We start from the raw sequence: 18,843 nt of genomic DNA, 5'->3' as shown, positions 1-18,843 counted from the left end.
GGCCTCGCAAGCAGCCGGAAAGGATTCATCCACATGGCAAAGTTCACGATCAAGCGCGCCCTGGGCACCCTCGCTGCCTCCACTGCACTCGTTGCGACCCCGTTCGCTCTGGGTGCCGGTACCGCCAACGCCGCATCCGGCAACTGGGATGCCGTCGCACAGTGCGAGAGCGGTGGTAACTGGGCGATCAACACCGGTAACGGCTACTACGGCGGTCTGCAGTTCTCGCAGAGCACCTGGGAGGGCTACGGTGGCTCGGGAACCGCGAACAACGCCTCGCGCGAGGAGCAGATCCGCGTCGCCGAGAACGTCCTCGCCGGACAGGGCGTCGGTGCATGGCCGGTCTGCGGTCAGTACCTCTGACCGCAGCGCCCTCCGGCGTAGCGAGCGCAGCTCACACGCCATCGTGAGCGCAGCTCCAGCAGCTTCCGAACCCCGCGTGNCGCGGGGTTCGTGCTTTCCGGCAGGGGAATCGCGCCGGGAACGGTATCCTCGCAATCCTCACACAGCGTGTGTGATGGGCTTCACAGCCGCTGCGGTAGTGTGAACTCGACCGAAAGTCGGCACGGCGTGCCAGCAGAATGCTCGGAGGATGAGTAATGAGTTTCCGCAGTCCCTTTCCCGACGTCGACATCCCGGCATCGAGTGTCTACGACTTCCTGTTCGGTTCGCTCGACGAGTCCGAGCTCGATCGACCCGCGCTGATCGACGGCGCGTCCGGCACCGTGACGGACTACCGCACGCTCGTGGCCCACATCGACGCCGTCGCCGGAGCGCTGGCCGCCCGGGGCATCGGTGTGGGGAAGGTCGTCGGGCTGCTCGCACCCAACGTGCCGGCCTTCGCCTCGGTCTTCCACGGCATCCTGAGGTCCGGCGCCACCGCGACCACGATCAACGCCCTCTACACGGCCGGGGAGATCTCGAAGCAGCTCGACGACTCGGGGGCCGTGGCACTGTTCACGGTGTCCCCGTTCCTGCCGCAGGCGAAGGAGGCCGCCGCGGCCGCCGGGATCCCCGATGAGCTGCTCTTCGTGCTCGACGGGGCCGAGGGCCATCCGTCCCTGCGCGACGTGCTCACCGAGGGGTCACCGGCTCCCGCGGTCGAGTTCGATCCGGCCACCCACCTCGCGGTACTGCCGTATTCCTCGGGCACGACCGGCCGGCCCAAGGGCGTGATGCTCACGCACCGCAATCTCGTCGCGAACGTCTGCCAGATCACCCCGCGGATGGGTATCGCCGCCGACGACCGCGTGCTCGCACTGCTGCCGTTCTTCCACATCTACGGCATGACGGTGCTGCTGAACGCCGCGCTGTACAACCGCGCGTCGCTGGTGACGATGCCGAAGTTCGACCTCGTCGACTTCCTCACCTACATCTCGGAACACAAGTGCACGTACGTGTTCATCGCGCCGCCGGTCGCGGTCGCGCTCGCCAAGCACCCCCTCGTCGACCAGTACGATCTGTCGAGCGTGCACACGGTCTTCTCCGGTGCCGCGCCGCTCGACAAGGAACTCGCCGGATCGGTCGCGAAGCGCTTGGGCTGCAACGTCCGGCAGGGATACGGCATGTCGGAGATGTCGCCCGTGTCGCATGCAATTCCCTTCGAGGACAACGAGACCGAACTCGATTCGGTGGGTCCGACGATCGCGAACATGGAATGCAAGATCGTCGATCCCGCGACCGGCGAGGAAGTCGAATATCCCACCGGCGACGGCGTTTCGGCGCCCGGCGAACTGTGGTGCAAGGGACCGAACGTCATGGTCGGTTATCTCGGCAATCCCGAGGCCACGGCCGACACCCTCGACGATGACGGCTTCCTCCACACCGGCGACATCGCCACGGTCGACGGGAAGGGTGCCGTCCGGATCGTCGACAGGCTCAAGGAACTCATCAAGTACAAGGGCTACCAGGTGCCGCCGGCCGAACTCGAGGCTCTGCTGCTCACGCACCCGCAGATCGCCGACGCCGCGGTGATCGGCGTCCGCGACGACGAGGGCGAGGAGGTCCCGAAGGCCTTCGTCGTCCGGCAGCCGGATTCGACGATCGACGAGGGCGAGGTCATCGACTTCGTGGCCGCACGGGTCGCGCCGCACAAGAAGGTCCGCCAGGTCGAGTTCATCGACACGGTGCCGAAATCCTCTGCGGGCAAGATTCTTCGGAAGGATCTGCGTGCCCTGAACGCCTGACGGGCGCACCGACGACGTGTGGAGCCCCGGGAGATCGTGTGTCTCCCGGGGATTCCGCTGTCCGGGCCCTGCTACGGGACCGCCGAGTCTCCACCCCTCGGGCCGTGGAGGATCCTGTCCGATCAGGCCAGCATGTGCGGCTGTCCCGCTCGGTACCGGTCGGCGTCGATGCGCCGCAACGGTTCCAGTTCGGGCGGTTCGTGCAACTTGTACAGTGCCGGCGGTGCGGCGGGGGAGCCGGCCGTCTGCAGCAACGCACCCACTGCCGCCCGCGCCGATTCGTTCGCGCCCTCCATCGTCGCGAGGTCGATGTCGTTGCGGACGTAGTCGCCCGCGAGGAACAGGTTCGGGATCGCGGTGTGTGCCTCGGGCCGGTTCGCGAGCGACCCAGCGGTGTTGATGAGCAGCGGGGTGTCGTTGGTAACGCCGCCGGCTCCCCACTTCACGCCGGGATCGAGGAACCACGAGACGATGTCGTTCTCGTCGATCGCGCCCGTCCCGTCCTCGAGGCACGCCGACATCTGCGCCCACACCTCGCGGGCGATCTCCTCCGGCGTGCACTGCTTGGCGGTTCTGCCGTAGAGGATGCCGGGGGTGTCCCAGTCGGAGATGTCCACCGACAGGCAGTCGTGCGCCGAACCGTCGCCGTACCGTTGGACGAAGTCGCCGCGCCAGAATTGGGCCTGGCTGATCGACGTGAGCGCCCACGGCGAACCGAGATAGGCGACGTGGCCCGGCGTGATGGGGGTGGGCCGGCGCAGGAAGTACTGGATGCCGACCATCCAGTCGGTGACCAGAGCGTTCATCCGTTCGAGGCCGGGATCGGCCGCGAGGATCTCGGGCGACCACAGCGAGACGGCGCGTTCGGCCGGCATCGCCGCGACGAACCAGTCGGCCTCGGCGCGGGCCCGGTTGCCCGACCCGTCGACGACCCGTGCGCCGGTGATCCGTCCGCCGGAGATCTCCAGGGACTCGGCCGCCCAACCCATCTCGAACTTCACCCCGAGGTCGCGCAGGAGCTGCGCCCACGGATCGATCCACGCCTCGTTCGTCGGTGCCGACAGCAGGCGGTCGAGATGTCCGTACTGCGGCACGGTGCCCATCGCGTTCCACACGAAGGCCTGGCCCATGATGCCGATGGTGCGGGTCGAGACCGTCTGCGGCCGCGCCGCGACGAGCTGTCGCGTCAGTGCGGAGACGAGGATCTCGCGGTACCCCTTCGACTTGCCGTCGGCCTCGAGGGTCTGCGCCCACGTCTCGTGTTCCCACTGGCCGTTGCGACGTTCGAGGCTGCTGGTGAGGAACATGACGAGTTTGCGCATGAAGACCGCGAGTTCGTGCGGCGGGATCGAGCCGCCGAGGGAGAAGGCCGCCGTCAGGCTCTCCTGCAGACTCAGCGGGTCGTAGATGTCGAAGCGCAGCGGTGCGATGGAGGCCGGGGCGGTGAGGTCGGGCGCGCCGGGGATCGCCATCCGGAAGCCGTGTCCCGCAACGAGGTTGTCGAACACGCCATTCGGGTTTCCGGGGAACGGGATCCGTCGCATCGTGTCGGGGATGTGCTGGTAGAAGCCGGGGAAGAAGCGGAAGCCGTGTTCACCGGGCAGATCGAGGCGGCCGCCTGCCGCGGTGCCGGGGGAGGGGATGCTGCGCGCCTTGCCGCCGAGCGCGGTCGGCTCGAAGACGATGACCTCGAAGCCGCGTTCGATCAACTCGTGCGCGGCGGCCAGTCCGGCCATCCCGCCGCCGAGGATCGCGACCCGGCGTCCGCCGGAGTGCACCGCCGGTGCGCGGCGGCTCGGCTGTGCGCCCGCCGTGACCGGCAGGGCTGCGGCGGCCCCGAGCGCTCCGAGGGCGGTGAGGACGGTGCGGCGGGACATGCGTCCGTCGGGCTGCGGACCCCGGTGTGGCTGCGGACCCCCGTGTGACTTCGGACCCCCGTGTGACATCGAACCCCCGTGTGTGTCGGTGATGACGAACTGTGGTGCGCGGCGCCGACTCCCGCGTTCCTGGCAACGCGCGTTGTCAGATATAGCCCACGATCGGGGGCGCCCGTGGCGAAATCGCCATCCGTGCATGTCAGGATTGGGTCATGACTATCGGAACACTTGTTCTGCTCCGCCACGGCGAGAGCGAATGGAATGCGATGAACCTGTTCACCGGCTGGGTGGACGTGCATCTGACCGACAAGGGGATCGCCGAGGGCAAGCGGGCCGGTGCCCTCCTCGCCGAGCACAACGTGCTTCCCGACGTCTCCTACACCTCCCTGCTGCGCCGCGCGATCAGCACCGCCAACTTCGCGCTCGACGCCGCCGACCGGCACTGGATCCCCGTCATCCGCGACTGGCGTCTCAACGAGCGCCACTACGGCGCGCTCCAGGGCAAGAACAAGTCCGAGATCAAGGACGAGTTCGGCGAGGAGCAGTTCATGCTGTGGCGTCGCAGCTACGACACCCCGCCGCCGCCGATCGAGCCGGGTTCGAAGTACAGCCAGGACACCGATCCGCGCTACGCCGACGTCGACGAAGTCCCCCTGACGGAGTGCCTGAAGGACGTCGTCGCCCGCTTCATCCCGTACTGGGAGTCGACGATCTCCAAGGATCTGCTCGCGGGCAAGACCGTGCTGGTCACCGCGCACGGCAACTCGCTGCGCGCGCTCGTCAAGCATCTCGACGGGATCTCCGACGACGACATCGCCGGACTCAACATCCCGACGGGCATCCCGCTGCGCTACGACCTCGACGAGAACCTGCGCCCGCTGAACCCGGGTGGCACCTATCTCGACCCCGAGGCCGCAGCTGCCGGTGCGGCGGCGGTCGCGAACCAGGGCGCCAAGTAGCAGCCCCACGGAAGCGAGACCCGACCCCGTTGCCGTTCGGTGACGGGGTCGGTTCGTTCGTGCAGGTCCGTCGCGGAGTGGTCCGTTCTGGGCGAACAAAGGGTGAACAACACTCCAACACCCGAAAAATGGGGTGTGACGTGCGGGAAATGCCGTCGACCCGCTGTCCGGTGGGGTACCGGTGTCATTACGATTCGAAGTGTGAGTGTTACGCAGGCCGTGTTGCTGGCCGTGGTCGCAGCGGTCCTCGGCGGGATCGTCACCGTCGCCGTCGGGAGGCTTGTGCAGCGCCGGGCCCACGGTAGCGACGAAGCCGACCTCACGATGTTCGACGTGCTCGACCGGGTCGTGCACGGGGCGTCGACCGGTATCGCGGTGGTCGACAAGTTCCACGACGTCGTCCTGTCGAACCCGCGCGCCGAGGAACTCGGCCTCGTCCGCAACCGGCAGATCGACGACCGGGCCTGGGCGGCCGCCTGCCAGGTGCTCGAGACGAGGAAGCCGATCGAACTCGACCTGGGCGCGAAGGCATTGCTCGGCCGCGAGCCCGTCGCGGTGCGCTGCACCGTCCGGCCGCTGCTCGACCAGGATCCGCGCTTCGTCGTGCTCTACGCCTTCGACGACTCCGAGCACGTCCGCATGGAGGCCACCCGGCGCGATTTCGTGGCCAACATCAGCCACGAACTGAAGACCCCCGTCGGCGCGATGGCGTTGCTCGCGGAGGCGCTGCTCGAATCCGTCGACGATCCCGAGACCGTCCGCCACTTCGGCGAACGGGTCCAACGCGAGGCGACGCGCCTCGGCAACATGGTGACCGAACTGATCGCCCTCTCGAAGCTCCAGGGTGCCGAGAAACTGCCCGATCTCGAGGTCGTGGACGTCGACGCCGTCGTCGACGAGGCTCTCGACCGCACGCGCCTGACCGCCGAGAACGCCTCGATCACCATCAGCACCGACCGGCCGAGCGGCCTCGAGATCCTCGGCGACCGGACGCTGCTCGTCAGCGCCCTCACCAACCTCATCGAGAACGCGATCGCCTACTCGCCGGCCGGCTCACCGGTGACGATCAGCAGGTCGCTGCGCGACGGCAAGGTCGCGATGGCCGTCACCGACCGGGGGATCGGTATCGCCAAGGAGGACCAGGAGCGGGTCTTCGAGCGCTTCTTCCGCGTCGACAAGGCCCGGTCGCGGGCCACCGGAGGCACCGGCCTCGGGCTGGCCATCGTCAAGCACGTCGCCGCGAACCATCACGGCGAGATCACCCTGTGGAGCAAGCCCGGTACCGGCTCCACCTTCACCCTTCTCGTCCCGGCCCACGTCGAGGACGCCGAGGACGACGAGAACCACACCGCCGACCGCACCGAGAAGGTGGTCGGATCGTGACGCAGACCCCACCCGGGCTCCCGGGCGGACGGATATCGAGAAACAGACGGAGGACCAGCTCGTGACGCGTGTGCTGATCGTCGAGGACGAGGAATCGTTGGCGGATCCGCTCGCCTTCCTGCTGCGGAAGGAGGGGTTCGAGACGACCATCGCCGGCGACGGCCCCTCGGCCCTCGCCGAGTTCGACCGGGAGGGCGCCGACATCGTCCTGCTCGACCTGATGCTCCCCGGGATGAGCGGCACCGACGTGTGCAAGCAGTTGCGGACCCGCTCGGGTGTGCCGGTCATCATGGTCACCGCTCGCGACAGCGAGATCGACAAGGTCGTCGGGCTCGAACTCGGCGCCGACGACTACGTCACCAAGCCGTACTCGGCGCGTGAACTCATCGCCCGGATCCGTGCGGTCCTGCGGCGCGGGGCCGACACCGAGAGCGAGGTAGCGGCGGACGACGGACTGCTCGAGGCCGGACCTGTGCGGATGGACGTCGACCGTCACGTCGTGCACGTCAACGGTGAGCCGGTCGCCATGCCGCTCAAGGAATTCGACCTGCTCGAATATCTCCTGCGGAACTCCGGGCGGGTGCTCACCCGCGGACAGCTCATCGACCGGGTGTGGGGCGCCGACTACGTCGGCGACACCAAGACCCTCGACGTCCACGTCAAGCGTCTGCGCTCGAAGATCGAGGAGGATCCGGCCAAGCCGCGTCACCTCGTGACGGTGCGCGGCCTGGGTTACAAGCTCGAGGCCTGATCGGAGCCGGCATCGGAGCCCGCCTGTGCTGCCGACGTCGCGGGATGGATCGCGATCAGACCCAGTCCCTGGCGTCGCCGGCACAGGCGCGCGAGCTCGTCGTAGGCCGCCGCACCGAGGAGTTCGGTGAGCTCGGGGGCGTACGACTGCCAGACCGGACGCTCGCCGACGTGCGCGTCGGGAGAGCCCGAGCAGTACCAGTCGAGGTCGTGGCCACCCTCACCCCAGCCGCGTCGGTCGTACTCGGTGATGACCGTGCGCAGGATCTCGGTGCCGTCGGGACGCTCCACCCAGTCCTGGGTGCGGCGGATCGGGAGCTGCCAGCACACGTCCGGCTTCATCTCGAGCGGTTCGATGCCGCGTCGCAACGCCATGGTGTGGAGGGCACAGCCCTGGCCGCCCTCGAATCCGGGACGGTTCAGGAAGATGCACGCACCCTTGTAGCGGCGGGTGCGCAGGGCGGGCTCGTCGTCGATCTCGTCCTCTTCGAGGTAGCCCTTCTTGCCCAGGCCCTTGTCCATGAACTGCCAATCGGCCGGCGTGAGGTGTTTCACTGCCTTCGCCAGCTTCTTGCGATCGTCGTCGTCGGACAGGAACGCACCGTGCGAGCAGCACCCGTCGTCGGGTCGCTCGGCGATGATGCCCTGGCACGCCGGAGTGCCGAACACGCAGGTCCACCGCGAGAGCAGCCATGTCATGTCTGCGGCGATGACGTGTTCGTCGTTGTCGGGGTCGGTGAACTCCACCCATTCCCGAGGAAAGTCGAGAGGGACTTCCGGGGCCGGGTCGAGTTTGTGTGGGGCATGGGACATACCTGCTGTCACAGGTCCCGACGGTAGACCCAGTACCGTATTGATGTGCGCTTAGGGGTACTCGACGTCGGAAGCAATACCGTTCACCTGTTGGTGGTGGACGCCCATCGTGGTGGGCACCCCACGCCGATGAGTTCGACGAAGGCCACGCTGCGGCTGTCCGAGAACATGGACGACAACGGCGACATCACCTCCAAGGGCGCCGATCGGCTCGTCGAGACCACCGCCGAATTCGCCAGCATCGCCCGCACCTCGGGATGCGGCGAGCTCATGGCGTTCGCGACGTCCGCGGTGCGCGACGCCGGCAACTCCGAGGCCGTCCTCGAGCGGGTGCGCCGGGAGGCCGGGGTGTCGCTGGACGTGCTCTCCGGCGAGGACGAGGCGCGGCTGACCTTCCTCGCGGTGCGCCGCTGGTACGGCTGGAGCGCCGGAAACATCCTCGACCTCGACATCGGCGGTGGTTCGCTCGAGCTCACCTTCGGCGGCGACGAGGACCCCGAGATCGCCTACTCGCTCCAGCTCGGTGCGGGACGGCTCACCCGCGACTGGTTCCGTGAGGACCCGCCCGGCAAGCGCCGGATCTCGGCGCTGCGCGACTGGCTCGACGCCGAACTCGCCGAGCCGGCGAAGGTCATACGCAACGCGGGCGACCCCGACCTGTGTGTGGGTACCTCCAAGACCTTCCGGACCCTCGCCCGCCTGACCGGCGCGGCCCCCTCGTCCGCCGGTCTGCGGGTACAACGGACCCTGACGGCCAGCGGACTGCGCCAGCTCATCGCCTTCATCTCCCGGATGACCACGGCCGACCGGGCAGAACTCGAAGGCGTCAGCTCGGACCGGTCCGAGCAACTCGTCGCCGGCGCCCTCGTCGCGGAGGCGAGCATGCGTGCCCTCGGAGTGGAGACGCTGCAGATCTGCCCGTGGGCGTTGCGCGAAGGCCTGATTCTTCGGAAGCTCGATACGGATATGGGTGGCGAACTGGTGGTGGCAACCGGATGAGCGAGAATCGCAGCAACGACACGGGGCAGATCTCCGTGGCCGAGCTGTTGGCGCGTAACGGCCAGAAGGTGGGAACGCGGGCCGGGGGACGACGCCGACGAGGCGCGAGCGGAGGCATCTCCGTCGCCGAACTGACGGGCGAGATCCCGATCACGCGCGCGGCCGACGACCGCGCAGACGGCAAGGGCGAGCGGCACACCGCCGACGACGCGGAAAGTGCTGCCGGACAGTCGGATTCGGCTTCCTCTGTCGCGACTACCGATGCGAGGACCCCACCGAAGGTCGTCCCGGCGCCGCGCAAGGTCGAGACCCCGAAGGTCGAGACCCCGAACAGCGAGACGCCGAAGCTCGAGACGCCGAAGAAGGCGACCTTCGCGCTGTCCGACATCGAGAAGACCACCGTGACCCCGCGGGTCGCCGTCGAGACGAAGACGCCCCCGGCGAAGGCCGGAACGGGCACGCCTGCCGTCACGAAGGCGCCGCCCGCCGCGAAGACACCGGCAGTCCCGGCTTCGAAGACGCCCGCATCGACGGACGCAGTGTCGAAGACGGATGCAGTGTCGAAGGCGGGCGCAGTGTCGAAGACGGGCGCAGCGTCCAAGGCGGCCGCATCGGCGGAGACAGCGTCCAAGACGGCCGCGGCGGCTCCGCCCAAGATCGAGTCGCCGACCGAGGTCATCCGCCCCGAGGCGCTTCCGCGGCGTGCGCGGGCGCATCTCGGAGCGGTCGCGACGAGCTCGCCGTCCGGTGAGGGAGCGGCGGTCGCCGACAAGAAGTCCGAGAAGGCGAGCGCCCCTGCGGTGTCGGTGCGCAAGGCCGACGTCGCCGAACCGCGACTACTGTCCGGCCCGGCCAGCGACCTGCAGGGCACCGGTTCCGACGCCGACGACTCGACCGACACCAGCGGTGCTGCGGATGCCGCGCCCGACGCTTCGGAGGGAGCGGCATCGTCGCGGTCGCGGAAGTCCCGCGGCAAGGGTGGGAAGGCGACGTCCGACGCCGCCGACGACTCGGCACGGAAGAGCGCGGACGACGAGTCCACCGACGCGGAGCAGAGCAGTGGCCTCAAGCAGTGGGCGTTGCTGATCGGCGAGAGCGTCGCCGCGATCGTCGCGGGCGGATTGCTCTTCAAGGGCTTCGAGCGGTTGTGGGACCTCATGCCGTGGGTCGCCTTCGCGCTCGCGCTGCTGGTGATCGTGGGCCTGGTCGCGCTGGTGCGTGTCCTGCGGCGCACCGATGACATCACGAGTCAGCTCATCGCGCTCGCGGTGGGAGCATTCGTGGCCTTCGGGCCGCTGTTGTTCCTGCTGCCCGGGTGAGCCGATGCCGACCGCGCAGGGAATCCGGGTAGGGCTGTCCACCGCTTCGGTCTATCCGGAGAACACCGAAGCGGCGTTCCGCTTCGCGGCCGATCTCGGTTTCGACGGGGTCGAGCTGATGGTGTGGGCCGAACCGGTGAGCCAGGACCCCACCTCGGTGGAGCGTCTGGTCCGCGAGTACGGCGTGCCGGTGCTCGCCGTGCACGTGCCGTGTCTGCTGATCTCGCAGCGCGTGTGGGGATCCGATCCCGCCGCCAAGCTCGACCGTTCGGTGCGTGTCGCCGAGATCCTCGGTGCGGAGACCGTCGTGGTCCATCCGCCCTTCCGGTGGCAGCGTCGCTATGCGGAGGGATTCTCCGACCAGGTCGCGGCGCTCGAGGCCGACAGCCACGTGGTGGTCGCGGTCGAGAACATGTACCCGATGAGGGCCGACGTCGTCTTCGGCGGTCGTGATCGCGGCGCCGAACGTCTGCGCCGGCGCGGTCCCGGCCGTGCGGTCTCGGCCTACAGTCCGTCACTCGACCCCACCGACACCGGTTTCGCGCACTACACGCTCGACCTGTCGCACACCGCGACCGCGGGGGCCGACGCCCTCGCGCTCGCGGATCGGATGGGGGAGGGGCTCGCCCACCTCCATCTCGCCGACGGCCGGGGCTCCTCGCTCGACGAACACCTCGTCCCGGGAACGGGCACGCAGCCGTGTGCGGACGTGTGCCGCCGGCTCGCCGCGAGCGACTTCGGCGGGCACGTGGTGCTCGAGATCAGCACCCAGAGCGCACGGACGCGTGCGGAGCGCGCCGGGATGCTGGCGCGTTCGCTGGCCTTCGCGCGCACGCACCTGGATCGCTCGGCGACGCGCGCGATCACGGCCGGCCCCGAGAGTCCCCGGCACACGGATATCGCGCGCGTCCCCGCCTCAGAGGGCAGCGATTCCGGCGGCGAGCACGGCGACGCCTGAGATCAGCACGCCCGCGGTGAGGGAGACGGCGCCGAGCCGGACCGCCGCGAACATCCGGCCGGGTCGCTCGGGATCGGGCCCGAGAACCGACAGGAAGAAGCCCGCCGGGATCAGGATCGCCGCGACGAGCACGGCGATGGCGCCGGCCGCCGACCAACCGGGTGATGCGCCCACGACGTGCGTGAGAACGGCAATGAGCAGCCCGAGTGTGACGAGTACTCCCGCGTGGGCGTGACCGGCACGGAAGAACGTCTTCTGCAGGTCGTTGGTGGGTACGCCGCCCGCGGCGACGCGTAGCAGGAAGGTGCCTCCGAAGGCGATGCCTGCGACGGTGAGCACGGTGCTCCCGAGAACGATGGTCACGAGCGGATGCATGAGGGCCTCCTCGGCCGTACTCCGTGACTGGATAGTTTCGCTATCCAATACTGGATAGTTGTAGTATCCGATGTCAAGGGACGGAGGTGATCGGTGCGTATCTCGGAACTCGCCGAGCGTTGCGGCATACCGCTGCCGACGGTGAAGTACTACCTGCGCGAGGGACTGCTCATGCCGGGCGTGGCGACGAGCGTCACCTCGGCGACCTACGACGACCGGCACGTGCGGCGCCTGGGCCTGGTCCGGGCACTCGCCGCGCAGGGTCTGCCCCTCGAGAAGATCAAGACCGTCGTGGATCTCGTCGACAATCCCCGCGACGACCTCTTCGTCGAACTCGGCCACGCCATCGCCGCGCTGCCGCCCTACGTCGAGGACTCGGCCGGTCCCGGCTATCCCCGCGCCCGCCACCTGCTCGAACGCCTCGGCCAGATCTACGACCCACGGTTCGCGGCCGTGGCGCAACTCGAACACGCGCTCGCGGCACTCGAAGCCGCCGGCCTGCGGATGGACGACCGCCGGATCGACGCCTACGGCCGTCACGTCCGCGCCATCGCCGAACTCGACCTCGAACTGCTGCCGACGCACTCCCGGGAAGCCACCGTGGAAGCGGCCGTGCTCGGGACCGCCCTGTACGAACCGGTCCTCACGGCCATGCGCCGGTTGGCCCACCAGCATCTCGCCGCCCGCATGTTCGGGTCCGGTGGATTCCCCACGACCGGCGCCGATCCGGCCCCGAACGACGACCAGGAGCAGCAGTGACCCTCACCGACCAGCCCTTCCTCGACCTGACCTCGGTCACCCGGGCGCCGGGGGAGCACCCGGATGGCACCGCGGCCTGGCAGGCGCACATCGATCCGGTGTGGACCATCGGGCCCAAGGTGCACGGCGGATGCATGCTCGCGGTCTGCGCGTCCGCGGCGCGCAGGTCGGTGCTCGACGCCGGCGTCGACCCGCTCACCCAGCCCCTCGCCGTGAGTGCCTCGTTCGTCGCCGCGCCCGATCCCGGCGACGTCGAACTCACCACCGTCCTACGCAAGCAGGGCAAGCAGATCGCCCTTGTGGACGTCGAACTGTCCCAGGCCGGACGTGTGGCGGTGCGGGCGAGTGTCACCCTCGGTACGCCGGATACCGAGGAGCCCTTCCACACGGTGCCGCACCGCGCGACCACCATGCCCGTCGACCCGCCGGCCGAGTCGGTGCTCGTCACCCCCGAGCACCCCATGGGGCAGATCGTGAAGTTCGCCGCCACCTCCCGGCTCCGGATCGACGCCTCGACCGCGCGCTTCCTCGATGGGCAGCAGGGTGAACCGCTCGTGTCGATGTGGACGCGGCCGTCGCCGGGCGACGAGGCCGACGTCGACACCTCGGTGCTGTTCGCGCTCATGTGCGGCGACGTGTCGGCTCCCGTCGCGATGAACCTCGGCCGATTCGGCTGGGCGCCGACGGTGCAGCTCACCGCCTATCTGCGGCGGGTTCCGGCTCCGGGATGGCTGCGGGTCATCGCCGAGAGCAGCGTGCTCGGCAGCACCTGGTTCGAGGAGGACCACACCGTCGTCGACTCGACCGGCCAGGTGGTCGTGCAATCGCGTCAGCTGGCCATGATGCCGCGCTGATACGCCCGAACGCGGCAGGTCCCGACAGGCGGTGACCGTGGTGTAGGCCGCACGGGCGGTCGTGGCAGGCTGTCCCCATGACGAGAATCGCAGTGATCGGTGGCGGCAGGATCGGCGAGGCGCTGATCTCGGGTCTGCTGAAGAACGGCTTCGCGACCAAGGATCTCGTGGTCGCCGAGAAGTTCGAGGAACGGCGTGAGGAACTGTCCCGGGCCTACTCGATCCGGGTCACCGACAGCACCTCCGACGCCGCGGAAGGCGCCGACGTGGTGGTCGTGGCCGTCAAGCCCAACGACGTGGACGTCGTCGTCACCGCCCTCGCGGCGGTCGACGCCGGGAACGACGACGAGCAGATCCTGGTGTCGCTTGCCGCGGGCATCCCGACGGTCCGCTACGAGACCAAGCTCCCGGCCGGCTTCCCCGTCGTGCGCGTGATGCCGAACACCCCGATGCTCGTCGGGGAGGGCGCGAGCGTGCTGTCCGCCGGTCGGTACGTCAAGCAGCAGCATCTCGACACGGTCCGCGAGATCCTCGCGAGTGTGGGAACGGTCTCGGTGGTCCCGGAGGCGCAGATCGACGCGGTCACCGCGGTCTCCGGATCCGGGCCCGCATATTTCTTTCTCGTCGCGGAGGCGATGATCGACGCCGGTGTCTCGCTCGGCCTGACGCGGGCGGTGGCCACCGATCTGGTGGTGCAGACGATGACCGGCTCGGCCGCGATGCTCGCGCGCTCGGGGGACAACGCTGCCGACCTGCGCGCCGCGGTCACCTCGCCGGGTGGCACCACGGCGGCCGCGATCCGCGAACTCGAGCGTGGAGGCCTGCGTACGGCCTTCTACGAGGCGCTCGACGCTGCGAAGCGCCGTTCCGCGCAACTCGGGGCGGCATCGGATCAGCCGTCGCCTGCGGCCCGCGAGGGGCTCTCCGGGACGGCCTGACAGGGCATCCACCCGAGGCACTGACAGGTGTCACTGCGGAACGCTGACAGACGTCACTGCGGGGCGTAGCGTGGCGACGAACAGCCGCCCGCCGGAAATTCCCCAGCTGCATCGTCGCACAGGAACCATTCGTCACGCTAAGCTCGAATCAGCACGTGCGTGTCTGTTCCGCCGGAGGGGAAGCCGGCGGCGCGGGCGTGCCGGAGGTGTGTAATGGTTTCAGGAAACACGCCGTCGAAGGGTCAACCTCAAGACGGACAGTCGGTTCTCGCCGGTACCCAGTTCCTGACGGTTGCCGAAGTGGCAGCTCTCATGCGGGTGTCGAAGATGACCGTGTACAGGCTGGTGCACAGTGGCGAACTACCCGCAGTGCGCGTGGGACGCTCGTTCCGCGTGCATGCGAAGGCCGTCCACGACTACCTCGAGACGTCGTACTTCGACGTCGGATAGAGGTCGGACAGGGACGATCGGCGCGTCGTCGGGGGACGACGGTACGACGAACGGATCCGGTGCGCGAGGGAAGTCGCGTTCCGGGGCGGACCTCGGTTTCACGCCGGGTGGGCCGCCCCGGTAGGATTGCTTGTCGTCGTACCGGCCAGCCGGTGTCGTGAGGCGCTGTTACTCGTCGCCACGAGGCCCAGCGTCGACATACATCAGGCGTACGTCACCGGCGTGCGCAGGAACGCTACAAGGAACGTGAGGGATGCCCACATGGGATCTGTGATCAAGAAGCGCCGTAAGCGCATGTCGAAGAAGAAGCACCGCAAGCTGCTCCGCCGCACCCGAGTGCAGCGTCGTAAACTCGGCAAGTAAGCCCTGCACCTGTCCGATGCCCGTCACCTTCCATGGTGGCGGGCATCGTTCGTCTGTGCATCCCGGTACCCGAAAGTTCACCCACGAGTCGTGCGATGGCAGCGAAGTGGCCGTATTGTGGGACGGCATACCGCGTCGGGGCGAATGTGACCGATGACGCGTGTGGTGCAGCAGGGGGTTTCACGAGTGGTTTCGCAGGGGCACGAAGTGGCACGTCCACGAGTCGTGCTGGTCACCGGAGCAAGTCGGTTCCTGGGTGGTTTCCTCGTCACCAGGCTTGCCCAGAATCCCGACATCGAGCGGGTGATCGGCGTCGACACCCAGTCGCCGTCGAAGGACATGCTCCGGCGCATGGGGCGGGCCGAGTTCGTGCTCGCCGACATCCGCAACCCACTCATCGGCAAGATCATCCGCAACATGGACGTCGACACCGTCGTCCACGCGTCCGCCGTCACGAAGGCCCCGAAGTCCGGGAGCCGCACGGCGATGAAGGACATGAACGTCCTCGGCGCGATGCAGCTGTTCGCGGTGTGCCAGAAGGCACCCTCGGTGCGCAGGATCGTGCTGCGCTCGTCGTCCGTCGTCTACGGATCGAGTGCCAAGGACCCCGCGAAGTTCACCGAAGAGATGAGCGCCCGCCGCCGGCCCACGGGCGCCTTCGCCCGCGACATGATGGAGGTCGAGGGATATCTGCGCGGCGTCGCCCGGCGGCGCAGCGACATCGCGACCACCATCCTCCGGTTCGCACCCACCGTCGGGAACCGGCTGCCCGGCTCGGTGTCGAGCTATCTCACCTCCCCGCTCGTCCCCAACGTGCTCGGCCGCGACGCGCGACTGCAGTTGCTGCACGAGGAGGACGCACTCGGTGCGCTCGAACACGCGGTCGTCGCCGGACCCTCAGGGACGTACAACATCGCCGGTGAGGGGATCGTCATGATGACCCAGGCCGTGCGCCGGGCCGGTGGCGTCACCGTGCCGATGCCCTACGCGCTGTTCCGCACGGTCGGGCACGCACTCATGGGTTCCGTGATGAACTCCTTCACCAAGGAAGAACTCGACTATTTCCATTTCGGATGCGGACTCGACACCACGCGCATGCGCAACGAGTTCGGATTCGAACCACGCTGGACCACGAGAGAAGCGCTCGACGATTTCGCCCGGGGCCTCGCCCTCACCCGCATCGTGAAGACCGAATGGGTGGACAAGGCCGAGTCGATGGCGCTCTCCGTGCTCGGAGAGACGAGGGAGACGCGATGACGGAGGTCGCGAAGGTCATCCCGTTGCACGCCGGCAACCGCCGTCCCGGCGAACGGGTCACACGCACACCCCATCCGTCGATGGGGCCACCGCCCACCCCCGAGCAGATGAGCCGCACCGACCGGTTCCTCGACGACCTGCGCGGCACTCTCGCGCAACAGGTCACCGCCACCGCCGAGTTCGTCCGTCGCCGGATGACCGGCGACTACGAGGTCGACGACTTCGGCTTCGACCAGCACTTCACCGAGAACGTCGTCCTGCCGGTGCTGCGACCCCTGTTCGACAAGTGGTTCCGCGTCGAGGTCCGCGGCGTCGAGAACATCCCCGCCGAAGGCAGTGCACTCGTTGTCGCCAACCACGCCGGCACACTTCCCGTCGACGCGCTGATGACCTCCGTCGCCGTGCACGACCACGCGGATCGTCACCTGCGGATGCTCGCCGCCGACCTCGCCTTCGGTCTGCCCGTGGTGGGGACGGTGACGCGCAAGGCCGGCCACACCCTCGCGTGCCACCCCGACGCCGAACGGCTCCTCCGCCAGGACCAGGTGGTCGCGGTCTTCCCCGAGGGTTACAAGGGCCTCGGCAAACCGTTCAAGGAACGCTACAAACTGCAGCGGTTCGGCCGCGGCGGCTTCGTGTCGGCGGCCCTGCGCACCCAGGCACCCATCGTGCCGTGCTCGATCGTCGGCTCCGAGGAGATCTACCCGAACATCGCCGACCTCACCTCGCTCGCGCGCCTGCTCGGCCTGCCCTACTTCCCGATCACCCCGCTGTTCCCGGCGCTCGGCCCGCTCGGGATCGTGCCGCTGCCGTCGAAGTGGTACATCGAGTTCGGCACACCCATCGTCACCGACGTGTACGACGAGGCCTCGGCGGAGGATCCGATGGTGTTGTTCGAGGTCACCGACCACGTGCGCGAGACGATCCAGCAGACCCTCTACAAGCTGCTCACGCGCCGGCGGAACGTCTTCCTCGGCTGAGCACCTCGAAAATCAAGCCGCTCGGTCGCGGCGGCGACCCACGAGGACCGCGACAGCACCACCCGCGGCACCGAGACCGAGCGCCGTCGGCACCCCGACCTTCGCGGCCTTGCGCGCCGTCCGGAAGTCGCGGATCTCCCACCCGCGTGTGCGAGCGACCTGCCGCAGATCCGGATCGGGATTGATCGCGACGGCCGTGCCGACCACCGAGAGCATCGGCACGTCGTTGTGGCTGTCCGAATAGGCCGTGCAGCGCTTGAGATTCAGACCCTCACGGATCGCGAGCGCCCGCACCGCGTGCGCCTTGCCGAGACCGTGCAGGATGTCGCCGACGAGGCGGCCCGTGAAGACGCCGTCCTCCGACTCGGCGACGGTGCCGAGCGCACCGGTGAGACCGAGGCGTTCGGCGATGACGTCGGCCAGTTCGACCGGCGTCGCGGTCACGAGCCACACCTGCTGGCCCGCGTCGAGGTGCATCTGCGCGAGTGCGCGAGTGCCCGGCCAGATCTTGTCGGCGATGATGTCGTCGTAGATCTCCTCGCCGAGCCGGCGCAGTTCCTCGGTGGAGCGGCCCTGCACGAACGACAGCGCTTTGTCGCGACCGGACGCGACGTCGTTCATGTTCTCCTTGCCCGTCAGGCGGAACTTGACCTGCTGCCAGGCGAACTCGAACAGGTCGGACTTGTCGAAGTAGTCCCGGGCGACGAGGCCGCGGGCGAAGTGGATGATCGACGCGCCCTGCACCATCGTGTTGTCGACATCGAAGAACGCCGCCGCGGTCAGATCGCGCGGGACGGCAGCGGTGTCGGGGGAGGGCTCGGGCTCGACGCGGGATTCCTGCAACGCGAGGGCAGCATCGGCGCTCGCCTCACCTGCGAGATTGGCGCGGACCTCTTCCTCGCTGGGTCCGAACTTGCGAGAGAAGAGCCGACGTCCGGGACGGATGATGCGCGCCCACGTCTCACCCATGCCCCATCCGTAGGGAAACGAACGTCCTGGCACTCGCACCTCCGGTGTCGTAACGGGCGGGGCTGTCGAAACGGGCGGGCCCCATGTGGACCCCTGCGCTCCGGGCGCCGCCCACACGGTGACCGCATGCACGGGCGACCCGCGCCAAGCCTAGCCCGCGACACCGCCCCTCACCGGGAGGCCGTCGCCCCCGTGACCGGGTGTGACGTTCATCTCGACAGGCCGTGCCGCACAGTGGAGGCATGAGTGAGCAATCGTCATCGGCAACGAGCGGCTCCGCGAGCCGTCATCACCTGACCCTTCTCGTGCGCGCCGGGTGCGGTGCGTGCGGTCCGGCGCGCGAGCAGCTCGAGGCGCTCGCGGAGGAGCTCGGCGTCGAGGTCACCTGCATCGACGTGGATGTCGCTGCCGCAACCGATCCCGATCTGCGGGCCGAATTCGGGGACCGTCTGCCCGTCGTTCTGCTCGACGGACGCGAGCACAGCTACTGGGAGGTCGACGAGCCGCGACTGCGCGCAGATCTCGCTCGCTGAGTCGGCAGGTCCTCGTCGTACAGCAGGTGGGAAGCACATTCGGGGTGCTTCGAGCAACTTTGTGCATGGCTTCACAAGCGGTTACCGTGGTGTGAACGAATTCCCGGATCACCGTGAGGCC

Annotated in this window: 20 protein-coding genes; 16 read left to right on the top strand and 4 right to left on the bottom strand. The window is 68.5% G+C overall.

Annotated features, from left to right (window positions below):
• The first annotated feature begins 33 nt into the window (after positions 1-33).
• Positions 34-363 (top strand): transglycosylase family protein, encoded by a 330-nt coding sequence (locus ACLBYD_RS16835; protein ID WP_447817321.1) that lies wholly within the window; start codon positions 34-36, stop codon positions 361-363.
• 236 nt (positions 364-599) lie between these two features.
• Positions 600-2,186 carry an AMP-binding protein gene (locus ACLBYD_RS16830; RefSeq protein ID WP_447817320.1) on the top strand — a complete coding sequence of 529 codons (1,587 nt, stop codon included), beginning with the start codon at positions 600-602 and terminating at the stop codon, positions 2,184-2,186.
• 122 nt (positions 2,187-2,308) lie between these two features.
• On the opposite strand, the gene ACLBYD_RS16825 is transcribed toward ACLBYD_RS16830, so the two are convergent.
• The gene (locus ACLBYD_RS16825; protein WP_447817319.1) at positions 2,309-4,063 is read right to left on the bottom strand and encodes a hydroxysqualene dehydroxylase; all 1,755 of its coding nucleotides are present in this window, start codon (positions 4,061-4,063) and stop codon (positions 2,309-2,311) included.
• Positions 4,064-4,275: 212 nt separating this feature from the next.
• On the opposite strand from ACLBYD_RS16825, the gene ACLBYD_RS16820 reads away from it, so the two are divergent.
• The 3 genes from ACLBYD_RS16820 to ACLBYD_RS16810 all read left to right on the top strand — a co-directional run bounded on the left by ACLBYD_RS16820 (position 4,276) and on the right by ACLBYD_RS16810 (position 7,156).
• Entirely contained in the window at positions 4,276-5,022 is a 747-nt protein-coding gene (locus ACLBYD_RS16820) for a phosphoglyceromutase (RefSeq protein WP_060650675.1), read from the top strand.
• 201 nt (positions 5,023-5,223) lie between these two features.
• On the top strand, positions 5,224-6,405 hold the full coding sequence (locus tag ACLBYD_RS16815) for a sensor histidine kinase (RefSeq protein ID WP_447817318.1): 1,182 nt from the start codon (positions 5,224-5,226) through the stop codon (positions 6,403-6,405).
• Between the two features lie 61 nt (positions 6,406-6,466).
• Complete coding sequence (locus tag ACLBYD_RS16810; RefSeq protein WP_006552355.1) at positions 6,467-7,156, top strand: response regulator transcription factor; 690 nt, start codon at positions 6,467-6,469, stop codon at positions 7,154-7,156.
• Here the strand turns inward: ACLBYD_RS16810 and ACLBYD_RS16805 are convergent.
• Complete coding sequence (locus ACLBYD_RS16805) at positions 7,138-7,968, bottom strand: hypothetical protein (RefSeq protein WP_271037746.1); 831 nt, start codon at positions 7,966-7,968, stop codon at positions 7,138-7,140. The genes ACLBYD_RS16810 and ACLBYD_RS16805 overlap by 19 nt on opposite strands.
• A gap of 45 nt (positions 7,969-8,013) precedes the next feature.
• Between ACLBYD_RS16805 and ACLBYD_RS16800 the strand changes: the two genes are divergently transcribed.
• Genes ACLBYD_RS16800 through ACLBYD_RS16790 form a run of 3 tightly spaced genes read left to right on the top strand, consistent with a single transcriptional unit; the run spans position 8,014 to position 11,244 of the window.
• Positions 8,014-8,967, top strand: a complete 954-nt coding sequence (locus tag ACLBYD_RS16800) for a Ppx/GppA phosphatase family protein (protein ID WP_447817317.1) — start codon at positions 8,014-8,016, stop codon at positions 8,965-8,967.
• Positions 8,964-10,286 carry a hypothetical protein gene (locus tag ACLBYD_RS16795; protein WP_447817316.1) on the top strand — a complete coding sequence of 441 codons (1,323 nt, stop codon included), beginning with the start codon at positions 8,964-8,966 and terminating at the stop codon, positions 10,284-10,286. Before ACLBYD_RS16800 ends, ACLBYD_RS16795 begins: the two co-directional genes overlap by 4 nt.
• 4 nt (positions 10,287-10,290) lie before the next feature.
• Complete coding sequence (locus tag ACLBYD_RS16790; protein WP_271037724.1) at positions 10,291-11,244, top strand: sugar phosphate isomerase/epimerase family protein; 954 nt, start codon at positions 10,291-10,293, stop codon at positions 11,242-11,244.
• Here ACLBYD_RS16790 and ACLBYD_RS16785 read toward each other — a convergent pair.
• Positions 11,203-11,619 carry a hypothetical protein gene (locus ACLBYD_RS16785; RefSeq protein WP_258258849.1) on the bottom strand — a complete coding sequence of 139 codons (417 nt, stop codon included), beginning with the start codon at positions 11,617-11,619 and terminating at the stop codon, positions 11,203-11,205. The genes ACLBYD_RS16790 and ACLBYD_RS16785 overlap by 42 nt on opposite strands.
• Before the next feature lie 93 nt (positions 11,620-11,712).
• Here ACLBYD_RS16785 and ACLBYD_RS16780 point away from each other — a divergent pair, with 93 nt between their 5' ends.
• From ACLBYD_RS16780 to ACLBYD_RS16750, 7 genes are all read left to right on the top strand, one after another.
• Positions 11,713-12,378 (top strand): MerR family transcriptional regulator, encoded by a 666-nt coding sequence (locus tag ACLBYD_RS16780; RefSeq protein WP_447817315.1) that lies wholly within the window; start codon positions 11,713-11,715, stop codon positions 12,376-12,378.
• Positions 12,375-13,232: a thioesterase family protein gene (locus tag ACLBYD_RS16775; RefSeq protein ID WP_447817314.1), complete on the top strand. Its 858-nt coding sequence runs from the start codon at positions 12,375-12,377 to the stop codon at positions 13,230-13,232. Before ACLBYD_RS16780 ends, ACLBYD_RS16775 begins: the two co-directional genes overlap by 4 nt.
• Positions 13,233-13,309: 77 nt before the next feature.
• A complete protein-coding gene (gene proC, locus ACLBYD_RS16770; protein ID WP_447817313.1) occupies positions 13,310-14,170 on the top strand; it encodes a pyrroline-5-carboxylate reductase in 861 nt (286 codons plus the stop codon).
• Between the two features lie 213 nt (positions 14,171-14,383).
• The gene (locus tag ACLBYD_RS16765; RefSeq protein ID WP_006552345.1) at positions 14,384-14,620 is read left to right on the top strand and encodes a helix-turn-helix domain-containing protein; all 237 of its coding nucleotides are present in this window, start codon (positions 14,384-14,386) and stop codon (positions 14,618-14,620) included.
• Between the two features lie 261 nt (positions 14,621-14,881).
• Positions 14,882-14,983, top strand: coding sequence for a 30S ribosomal protein bS22 (locus ACLBYD_RS16760; RefSeq protein WP_003402602.1), 102 nt, complete (start codon positions 14,882-14,884; stop codon positions 14,981-14,983).
• Positions 14,984-15,208: 225 nt separating this feature from the next.
• Positions 15,209-16,240, top strand: a complete 1,032-nt coding sequence (locus ACLBYD_RS16755) for an NAD-dependent epimerase/dehydratase family protein (protein ID WP_447817364.1) — start codon at positions 15,209-15,211, stop codon at positions 16,238-16,240.
• The gene (locus ACLBYD_RS16750) at positions 16,237-17,220 is read left to right on the top strand and encodes a lysophospholipid acyltransferase family protein (protein ID WP_447817312.1); all 984 of its coding nucleotides are present in this window, start codon (positions 16,237-16,239) and stop codon (positions 17,218-17,220) included. Before ACLBYD_RS16755 ends, ACLBYD_RS16750 begins: the two co-directional genes overlap by 4 nt.
• Positions 17,221-17,232: 12 nt before the next feature.
• On the opposite strand, the gene ACLBYD_RS16745 is transcribed toward ACLBYD_RS16750, so the two are convergent.
• Positions 17,233-18,189 (bottom strand): HAD family hydrolase, encoded by a 957-nt coding sequence (locus ACLBYD_RS16745; protein WP_447817311.1) that lies wholly within the window; start codon positions 18,187-18,189, stop codon positions 17,233-17,235.
• Between the two features lie 242 nt (positions 18,190-18,431).
• On the opposite strand from ACLBYD_RS16745, the gene ACLBYD_RS16740 reads away from it, so the two are divergent.
• Entirely contained in the window at positions 18,432-18,722 is a 291-nt protein-coding gene (locus ACLBYD_RS16740) for a glutaredoxin family protein (protein ID WP_006552340.1), read from the top strand.
• Positions 18,723-18,843: the final 121 nt, after the last annotated feature.

The organism is Rhodococcus sp. C26F (assembly GCF_053345925.1).
The sequence above is the reverse complement of the archived record's forward strand: the minus strand, read 5'-3'. Positions and strand labels throughout refer to the sequence as shown.